We start from the raw sequence: 9,690 nt of genomic DNA, 5'->3' as shown, positions 1-9,690 counted from the left end.
TCCCCCCGGCGGCAATGCGACGGAGCTTCGCGGAGGCGAAAAAGCCGACGATTTCGCGATCCCGTCGCCCATCGGTACGGGAGGTGCGCTGTCGCGCTTTGCCCGCCGGGCCGCGTCCTCTATGCGCAGGTCGGTTACCCGGCGATGACAGAGCGGCATGGAGTCTGATCCGATCGTCCTGACCTGGCGCGCCGCACGGCGCCAGCACGTCCTCGCTCTCGCCCTCACCCTCGGTGTCGGCCTGCCGGTCTGCGCCTTCGCCATCCTCTGCCTGCGCGACCTGCTCACCGTCCTGCCCCGCGACGATGCGCAGGCCCTGCACTTCCTGCGGATGGTGGTGCCGCTCCAGCCGCCCCGGCCCGATCTCGTCCTGTTCCGAGGCTGGACCCTGCGTCCGCCCGAACTCGAACTCGCCGCCTTCCTGGGACTGGCCGCCGCGGCGCTGATCCTGGCGGGCCTCGGCTGGATCGCCGCGCGTCTGTGCTTCTCGGCCCAGGCCCAGGCCACCACGGCGTTCCGCGAGGGCGTCATCGCGGCGATCCTCGGGGCGCCGTCCGGCGCCCGCGACGAGGCGCGCGGCCTCGCCGACCTCGTCGGCCGGGCGCTGGCCCGCATCGACGGTTTCCTCGGCGTCGCGATCCTGCTGCCGGCCCTCACCCTCGCGGCGATCCTCCTCGCGCTGGCGCTGGCGGCCCTCGCGGCGCCCCGCCTCGCCCTGGTCGCCGCGGTCGGGCTGCTCGCCGCGAGCCTCGCCCAGATGCTGCTCTCGGAACGGGCGCGCCGTCGCGACGATCTCCGGCGCGGCGCCGGCGCGCAGGCGCAGAAGACCCTGTCGGACCTCGTGCGCCGGATGCCGGCGGTGCGCGCCCACGGATCGGCGGCCCTCGAATGCGCCCGGATCGGCGCCAAGGTGCGGGCGGGGCGCAGCGCCCTCGGGCTGGCGGAGGCGCGCCTCGCCTACGCCCGCGCACCGGCCCTCGCGCTCGCGGTCCTGCTCCCGGCGTCGGCGGTGGGCACGGCCCTCTGGCGCGGCGGCGGTGCGGGCCGGCTGCCGGCGCAGCCCGTCGATCCGGCGGCCTTCGCCGCCGCGGCGGCGGCGTTCGGGCTCGCCCTGGTCCTGATCGCCGCGAGCCTCGAGCTCCTGGCGCTGCGCAGATCCCTCGTCCCGACCTTCCGGGAGATCGCCCGCAGCGTCGCGGGCCTCGAGCGGCGCGGGATCCGGCCCGGGCTCGACGCCCCGCCCCTGCCGCGCTCGGGCCGGATCGTGGCGCAGGGGGTCGGCGCCTTCGACGCGGCCACCGGCGAGCGCCTGAGCGGCGTCGACGCGACGCTCACGATGCCCGGTCACGTGGCGATCACGGGGGGGCGCGGCAGCGGCGCTCGCGTCCTCGCCGCGGTTCTGGCCGGGCAGGTGGAGCCCACGGCCGGCACCCTCACCTATGCGGGGCACGATCTGCGCAGCTTCGATCCGGCCGAGCGCGCCCGCCGCATCGCCTTCGCGTCCGGCGAGGCCATCCTGATGGAGGGGAGCCTGCGCCAGAACCTGGCCTACGGGGCGGAAACGCTGCCCGGCGACGACGTCCTGATCGAGACCCTGCACCGGATCGCCCTCGACGGGTTCGTCTACGCCCGCGGCCTGACCGGGCGGGTCGATCCGGCCGCGGAGCCGGATCTCGCCCGCGCCGTCGTGGCGGCGCGGCGCACGGTGCGGGACGTGCTGCACGCGGAGCGGGCCGGGCGCCTGGTCGAGGCCTTCGATCCGGAGCTCTACAACCACCAAGCCAATGTCGGGGAGAACATCCTGTTCGGCGAGCCGGTCGGGCCGACCTTCGCGCCGGGCCGGCTCGCCCGCCACCCCTACCTGCGCGCCGTGCTCGAGGCCGAGGGCCTGAGCCGGCCGCTTCTGGAAATCGGGCTCGCGGTGGCGCGCAACTCCGTGGAGATCTTCTCCGAGCTGCCGAACGACCACCCGCTCTTCGATGCGTTCTCGCTGTTTCCCGCGGCCGAGCGCGGCTATTTCGAGGATCTCGTCGTGCGCCAGACGGACACGATCCTGCGCCGCGGCAGTGCCGGCCACAAGGATCGCGACCGCCTCGTCGGGCTCGCGCTCCGCTACAGCGAGACCCGCCACCGCTTCGGCCTGATCGACGCGGCGCTCGAGGCGCGCATCGTCGCGGCGCGCCGGTCCTTCGCCCGCATGCTGCCGCCCGCGCTCCGGGGCGCGGTGGAGTTCCACGACCCGAACCGCGTCAATCCCGCGGCGAGCCTCGAGGAGAACCTGCTTTTCGGCCGCATCAGCGCCGGCGAGGCGGGCGCGGAGGCGCGGGTCCGGGCCCTGATCCGGCGGGTGCTGGCGGAAGAGGGGCTGACGCGCGAGGTCTACCGCCTCGGGCTCGACAGCCGCATCGAGCCGGGCGCCTCGGGCCCGCTGGCCGAGGGCGCGCCCGGACCGCGCGAGCGCGTGGGCATCGACCTGTTTCGCTGCCTGATCCGCGAGCCGGATATCCTCGTGGTGGCGATCCTCCTCGACGCGCGCAAGCCGGACGACCTGCGCGACCGGCTCGACAGCCTGCGCGAGGCCCGCGCCGGCCGCGGTCTCGTCGTCTGCCTGCCGGACGGCACCGACCTCAGCGATCTGCCGAGCTTCGACGCGGTGATCCGGGTCGAGCGCAACGCCGTCGTCGAGGCGCTGGCCGCCTGAGCCGAGGCCTCAGCGCGCCACCGTCCAGGTCGTGCTGCCGTCCTTGTTGTCCTTGACCGCGACGCCCATCGCCGCGAGGGCGTCGCGGGCGCGGTCGGAGGCCGGCCAGTCCTTCGCGGCCCGCGCCCGCGCCCGCTCGGCGATCAGGGCCTCGACCGCGGCCACGTCGAGGCCGGAGGCCTGGACGCTGGCCTCTGCGCGCCCGCTCGCGGTCTGGCCGAGCAGACCGAGCAGGTTCGCGCCGGCCTTCAGGGTCGCCGGATCGTCGAGCCGGTGCAGCTCGGCGAGCGCGGACGCGGTGTTCAGGTCGTCGAGCAGGGGCTCCAGCACGCTTGCCGGCGCGTCCGGCGCGGCGGCGGCGTCTCCGATCGCCCCGTACCAGCGGTCCAGCATCCGGGCCGCCTCCTCCAGACCGCGCAGCGTCCAGTCGATCGGCTGGCGATAATGCGTCTTCAGCATGTTGAGGCGCACGACCTCGCCCGGCCAATCGTTCAGCACCTCCCGGATGGTGATGAAGTTGCCGGCCGATTTCGACATCTTCTCGCCCTCCACCTGGAGGAAGCCGTTGTGCAGCCAGACATTGGCCATCACCGGCGTGCCGAAGCAGCAGCGGGACTGCGCCACCTCGTTCTCGTGGTGCGGGAAGATCAGGTCGATCCCGCCCGCGTGGATGTCGAAGGTCTCGCCGAGATGCTTGGCCGACATCGCCGAGCACTCGATGTGCCAGCCCGGCCGCCCCGGCACCGTGATGCCCGCGGGCGAGGGCCAGGACGGCTCGCCCGGCTTCGAGGGCTTCCAGAGGACGAAGTCGAGGGGCGAGCGCTTGTAGGGCGCGACCTCGACCCGGGCGCCGGCCTCCATCTCGTCCAGCGGACGCTTCGAGAGCGCCCCGTAATCGGGCATCGCCGGCACGTCGAACAGCACGTGGTCGGCCGCGACGTAGGCATGGCCCGCCGCGACGAGGCGCTCGATCATCGCCGCCATCTCGGCGATGTGGTCGGTGGCGCGCGGCTCGATGAAGCGCGGCGGCTGCCCGGCGACGTTCACGTCCTCGGGCATCAGCACGCCGAGGTCGCGAATGTCCCGGTGGAACTGCGCCAGCGTTCCGTCCGTGAGCTCCCGGATGGTGATGCCGCGCTCGGCGGCGCGCGCGTTGATCTTGTCGTCTACGTCCGTGACGTTGCGGGCATAGGTCACGTGCGCGTCGCCGTAGAGGTGGCGCAGCAGGCGGAACAGCAGATCGAAGACGATGATCGGGCGGGCGTTGCCGATATGGGCGGCGTCGTAGACCGTGGGCCCGCAGGCATACATCCGGACCCGGTCCGGATCGATCGGCGCGAAGGGGGCCTTGGCGCCGGTCAGCGTGTTGTAGAGCCGCAACATCCGCGCCATGAAACCCATTCCTCCTGCCGCGCGGCCGAGTCCGCGCCGCGCCGCCGCGCGCGGGGTGGCCCGGGCGAAACTCCCCAGCCCCCTCAAGCACCTGCCCCGCCCGGCGCCGGGCTCCACCGCCCGTCCGCGCCGCGACCGGGCGCGCGCCGCGTGCGGGCCGGCCCGGATCGCTGTTGCGGATCCGCGACGGACCTGCCGCCCGGATCGGGCTAACCCAAAACGGTGATGAATTCGAGAACGCCGACGGCGCCCGCCGCCGCCGGGACGCGGACCATCCGCGAAAGGCTTTGTTTACCGCGCCGTCGGACTTTCGCCGCAGGTGCTCCCTGCAAGCCAAACCGTGACACCAAGGAATTCTCCATGCGCGCCTCGGCCGCCCTCAGCGCCCTTCTCGCCGCTGCCCTGATCACCACGCTCGCCGCGGGCGCGCAGGCCGGCGGCGAAGCGGTCCCGGCCGCGCATGCCGAGAAGACCTTCCTGATCCCGTCGAGCGAGGGCTACGGCGTCGCCGATTGCCTGACCACGCCGGGCAGCGCCTGCGGCCAGGTCGTGGCCGATTCCTGGTGCGAGTCGCAGGGCTTCGCGGCCGCCGGCTCCTTCGGCGTCGCCGCCGCCGAGGAATATACCGGCGCCGTCGACCTTCCGGTCGCCAAGCCGGCCGAGCGCCCCCTGCGCATCACCTGCAAGGATTGAGCGACCGCCAGGATCGAGCGACCGAAGGATTGAACGGCGGCTGCGCGGAGTCCGGCCTCCGCGCCCGTCTGTGGCCGCCCGGATCGGGACTCAGCCCTTGAGGAAATCGCCGCATTTCTGCGGCGGTTCGGTGCCCCAGGGCATCAGCGGCACCGCCGAGGTCGAGTTCTTCGGCGAACCCTGGATGACCTTGTCGGAATAGACCATGTAGATCAGCGTATTGCGCTTGACGTCGCATCCGCGCACGATCTGCATCGACTTGAAGATCAGCGACCGACGCTCGCTGAACACGACTTCGCCCTGGCCGAATTTGCCCTTGAACTGCACCGGGCCGACCTGCCGGCAGGCGAGAGAGATGTCCGAGACGTCCTCGGCGAGGCCGAGCGTTCCCTTGATGCCGCCCTTCTCGGGCTGGGTGTACCAGCAGGCGACCCCCGAGACGCTCGGATCGTCGACGCCGTAGACCACCAGCTTGTCGTTCGGCGTCAGCGGTCGCCACACCGTCGATTTGTCGAAGATCCGATCGGGATCGTCCGCCCGCGCGGGGAACGAGACGGCCAGGGCCGTGACCGCGAGCAGACCCGCTGTGAGACACCGAAACAACATCGCCGTTCAATCCCCCTCTGGAACCGTGGCAGGCATGTAGGAGGGGTGTCGCCGAAGCGCGAGGGTGTTAAAAAATGTTGTCCCCGTGATCGCGCCGACGGCGCCGGGGTCCCACCCCGGGCCGCCCGATCCGGCCCCGAGATCCCGGTTGCCGATGCCGCCGTTGCGTTCCTTCTTCCGCCGGACCCTCCGGGCGTTCGTCCTGGTGCTGCCCTGCCTCGGGGCGGCGCCCGCGATCGCGCAGGGAGTCGCGCCCGATTCGGGCGCGCCGGCGCCCAATCCCGCTTGTCCGCGCTACCGGGCCGAATTGGCGAGCCTGTCGGACGGCGCGAGCGTCAGCCGGGCGCTGCAGGGCGAGATCGGCCGGCTGGAGGCCTATTACCGCAGCTTGAATTGCGAGGGCGGCCGCTTCCTGTTCTTCGACAGCCGCCCGCCGCAATGCGGTGCGGTGGAGCAGCGGATCCGCGCCCTGAACGCGACCTACGGAAGCAGCGTGGGCACGGAGGACCATTCCGCGCGGCGCCGGCAGCTCCAGTCCTTCATCGCGGCGAACTGTGCGCTCGGCAACCGGGCCGAGGGCGGCAGCCGCGAGGCCTATGCCAGCGGCGGGGCGCAGGTGATCTGCGTTCGGACCTGCGACGGCGGCTTCTTCCCGATGAAGAATCTGCCGGAGGGGCGCGGGGGCGCCGACGAGATGTGCCAGGCGCTCTGCCCCGGCACCGAGGCGCTCGCCTACTCGATGCCCTACGGGGACGATGCCCTGCGCCACGCCGCCTCGATCAAGGGCAGCCGGGCCTACGCGTCGCTCGCCAACGCCTTCAAGTTCCAGAAGGCCTTCGTGCCGAACTGCTCGTGCAAGCCGGCGAACCAGACCTGGGCCCAGTCCCTGGTCAAGGCCGAGAGCATGATGGTGCGGCACAAGGGCGACATCTTCGTCACGCCGATGCAGGCGGAGGCGCTGTCGCGGCCGAAGGTGCGCCTCACCCTCGTCGGGCGCGCGGATCGGACGGCGGCCGAGCTGGCGGCCGACGCGGCCAGCCGCGCCACGGCGAGCACCGGAGCGGTTCCGGCCGGGGACGCCGCCACTGCAACGGCCGACAGCGCGCCGAAACCCGAGCGCACCAGCATCCGCATCATCGCGCCCGACATGTTCGCGGCCCCGAAGCGCGACGCTCCCTGACGTCTGCGTGATCGCGCCCCGGCGATCGCGGCCAAAACGGGAACCATCGCGGCGGACGGGGGTTCGGATCGGCCGAACCCTCGGGCCCGCGCCAAGCGTGTCCGGGCGGTCCCTGTCACGCGCGTGTCCGCCGGACGCCTCGGGCGATGAGCCCGAAATCGGCCGAGCGGCGCCGGAGCGAAAGCCGATCGATGCGGAATCTCCGCCTTCTCCTCCTGGCCGGCACGATGCTGCCCGGCCTCCTCGCGAGCCCGAGCGCCGTCTTCGCCGATGCCGGAGGACGCACGCTCCTCGCACAGGGCGGCCCCGAGATGGAGCGGGGCCCGCGCGGCGGGGGTGAGGGACCGCGTGGCGGAGGGGAAGGCCCGCGGGGCGGAGGCGAGGGCCCGCGCGGCGGACCGCGCCCCGAGCGCGGCCCCCCGGAGCGTGCCGCGCCGGCCGAACGGGCTTCGCCCGCCGAACGGGCTGCGCCTGCCGAACGGCCCGCCGCACGCGAGCGGCCGGAGCCGCGGGAGGATCGGGGTCCGCCGCAGCGTCAGCCCGACCGGCAGCCCGAGCGCCCTGCCCGTCCGGAGCGCGAGCCGGCGGAACGGCCGACGCCGCCCGCGGCCCGCGAGCGCCAGCCCGAGAGGCCGGCGGCGCCCGAGCGCCGGGAGGCGCCGGAGCCGAACCGCAGGACCCCCGAGGCCGATACGCCGCAGAAGCCGGTTCCCCGCTCGGAGCCGGGCCGCGCCCGACCGGACGCTGCGCCCGAGCGTCCCGCACCGGCGCCCGAACGCGCCGCTCCGAACCGTGCCGCTCCCGATGCCGGACCGGGCGCGCCGACGCGCCGCCCCCCCGAGCCGCCGGATGCGGGGCCGGAGCGCCGGCCCACGACCCGGCCCGACGCCGCCCCGGGTCAGCCGCCGCAGCGTCCGGGCGCCGCACAGCCCGGGCCGGCCCCGGGCGGCGCCGCGCCCGCTCCCAATCAGGCGCCCGGCGTTCCGGGTCGTCCGGTCCAGCGTCCGGATGCGGGCCCGAACGGGGTGACCGCGCCGAACCAGGCACCCGGCGTGCCGGGCCGCCCGGTCCAGCGTCCCGAGAGCGGCGGCAACGCGGCGCCCGCACCCAATCAGGCGCCCGGCGTTCCGGGCCGCCCGGTCCAGCCGCCCGGTGCGGGCCCCGACGGCCGTGACGCCGCGCCTGTCGGCCGAGGCGACGATCGCCGCGGTCCCGGCGCCGATGACCGCCGCGGTTCCGGCGCCGATGACCGCCGTGGCCCGGGCGACGACCGCCGCGGTCTGAGCGACGACAGGCGCGGCCCCGGTGCCGACGACCGGCGTGGCCCCGGTGCCGACGATCGGCGCGGTCCGGGCGACGACCGGCGCGGTCCGGGCGACGATCGTCGCGGTCTGGGCGACGACCGGCGTGGACCGGGTGTCGACGATCGCCGCGGCTTCAACATTCCGGGCCGACCCGGCTACGTGCCGGGCGGATTCCGTGAGGACGACGAGGACGTGCGCGACTACGACCGCGTCCGCCGCGACCGGCGGGAGTTCAACGAGGACGGCCGGACCTACATCCGCGAGCCCGGCCGCATCATCGTGCGCGACCGCGACAATTACTTCATCCGCCACGACGAGAACGAGCGCTTCCGCGATCTCGACCGGCGCGGCTACCGCAGCGAGCGCCGCGGCAGCGACGTCTACACCTATCTCGACCGTCCCAACGGGGAGCAGATCGTCACCGTGGTCGACGACGACGGCCGCCTGCTGCGCCGCTCGCGCCGCTACCGCGACGGTCGCGAGGTGATCCTGATCGACAACGGCGCCGGTGCGCGCCGCCCGATCTACGAGGACGTCGTCGATCTGCCCCCGCCCGACATCCGGATCCCGCGCGAGCGCTACGTGGTGGAGTACGAGGGTGCCGACGAGCGCAGTGTCTACGAGGCGCTCTCGGCCCCGCCGGTGGTGGCGGTCGACCGGCGCTACACGCTCGATCAGGTCCGCTACAGTCCGCAATTGCGGGCGCGGATGCGCAGCGTCGACATCGATACGATCACCTTCGACACCGGCTCCTTCACGGTGACGTCCGACCAGGCCGCGCGCCTGTCGACCATCGCGGCGGCGATCAACCAGGCGGTGCGCAATAACCCGCAGGAGGTCTTCCTGATCGAGGGCTACACCGACGCGGTCGGGGCCGATGTCGACAACCTGTCGCTCTCGGACCGGCGCGCCCAATCGGTGGCCACCGTGCTGACGCAGCGCTTCCAGGTGCCGCCCGAGAACCTGACGACCCAGGGCTACGGCGAGCAATACCTGAAGGTGAACACACAAGGGCCGTCGCGCGAGAACCGCCGGGTCACTGTGCGCCGCATCACGCCGCTGATCCAGCAGGGTCAGGCGCAGGGTTCAGCCCCGCCGCGGTGAGCCTGCAGCCCTGCCGGCGCGCTTCGTCGAGGCGCGCCGGTCCGCGCCGGCTCAGCGCCGGTCGCGCCCCAGGGCTGCCAGAATGAGGTTGCGTCCGTCCTGGCTCGACCACTCGGCCGGCCCCTTCATCACGCCGATCGTGCAGCCGGCGCCGTCGACCAGCAGGGTGGTCGGCAGCCCGGTCGAGCCGGTATCCCGCTGGATGGCGGGCAGCACCCGGCCGCCGGGATCGGCGTAATAGGCGAGGTCGGCGATGCCGTTGTCCTTCAGCCAGAGCGGCGGCTTCTCGGTGTTGCGGGTGTCGAGGTTGATCGCCACCACGGCAAAATCCGGCCCGCCGAGGGCGGATTGCAGCCGGTCCAGGGCCGGCATCTCGGCCTTGCAGGGCGCGCACCAGGTCGCCCACAGATTCACCAGCAGGGTCCGCCCCCGCAGGGATTCGAGCCGAGTCTCGCGTCCGTCCGGCCCCCGGAAGGCGATGTCGGGCGCGCGGCGGGCCCGTTCCGGCGCCTGCATCGCTGCGACCTCGCCGCGAGCCGCGGCCGAGACCCGGGCCAGCGCCGGGTCGGACCCCGTGCACGGGCCGTCGGCCCCGTTGCCGCCGATGGAGCCGGTCCCGTATAGGGCAAGCCCGGCACCGAGCGCGGTCACGAGGATCGCGCCGAGAGCGAGACGCACGAGTTGGGCGGGCATCAGCCTTGCCTCTTCGG

7 protein-coding genes are annotated in these 9,690 nt (G+C 73.8%); 4 read left to right on the top strand and 3 right to left on the bottom strand.

Annotated features, from left to right (window positions below; genetic code table 11):
* The first annotated feature begins 157 nt into the window (after positions 1-157).
* Positions 158-2,701 (top strand): ABC transporter ATP-binding protein, encoded by a 2,544-nt coding sequence (locus tag ACS5RC_RS11300; protein WP_478343962.1) that lies wholly within the window; start codon positions 158-160, stop codon positions 2,699-2,701.
* Between the two features lie 9 nt (positions 2,702-2,710).
* Here the strand turns inward: ACS5RC_RS11300 and cysS are convergent, their stop codons facing one another.
* Positions 2,711-4,093: a cysteine--tRNA ligase gene (gene cysS, locus ACS5RC_RS11295; protein WP_478343961.1), complete on the bottom strand. Its 1,383-nt coding sequence runs from the start codon at positions 4,091-4,093 to the stop codon at positions 2,711-2,713.
* Between the two features lie 360 nt (positions 4,094-4,453).
* Between cysS and ACS5RC_RS11290 the strand changes: the two genes are divergently transcribed.
* A complete protein-coding gene (locus tag ACS5RC_RS11290; protein ID WP_478343960.1) occupies positions 4,454-4,786 on the top strand; it encodes a hypothetical protein in 333 nt (110 codons plus the stop codon).
* 90 nt (positions 4,787-4,876) lie between these two features.
* Here ACS5RC_RS11290 and ACS5RC_RS11285 read toward each other — a convergent pair whose 3' ends face one another.
* Positions 4,877-5,392: a CreA family protein gene (locus ACS5RC_RS11285; protein WP_478343959.1), complete on the bottom strand. Its 516-nt coding sequence runs from the start codon at positions 5,390-5,392 to the stop codon at positions 4,877-4,879.
* Between the two features lie 154 nt (positions 5,393-5,546).
* On the opposite strand from ACS5RC_RS11285, the gene ACS5RC_RS11280 reads away from it, so the two are divergent.
* Complete coding sequence (locus ACS5RC_RS11280; protein ID WP_478343958.1) at positions 5,547-6,572, top strand: DUF2865 domain-containing protein; 1,026 nt, start codon at positions 5,547-5,549, stop codon at positions 6,570-6,572.
* Between the two features lie 191 nt (positions 6,573-6,763).
* The gene (locus ACS5RC_RS11275) at positions 6,764-8,980 is read left to right on the top strand and encodes an OmpA family protein (RefSeq protein WP_478343957.1); all 2,217 of its coding nucleotides are present in this window, start codon (positions 6,764-6,766) and stop codon (positions 8,978-8,980) included.
* A 51-nt stretch (positions 8,981-9,031) separates the two neighbouring features.
* Here the strand turns inward: ACS5RC_RS11275 and tlpA are convergent, their stop codons facing one another.
* A complete protein-coding gene (tlpA, locus tag ACS5RC_RS11270) occupies positions 9,032-9,673 on the bottom strand; it encodes a thiol:disulfide interchange protein TlpA (protein ID WP_478343956.1) in 642 nt (213 codons plus the stop codon).
* Positions 9,674-9,690 lie beyond the last annotated feature (17 nt).

Source organism: Methylobacterium sp. HJ2 (assembly GCF_056431005.1).
This window is presented reverse-complemented; position numbering and strand designations above follow the sequence as displayed.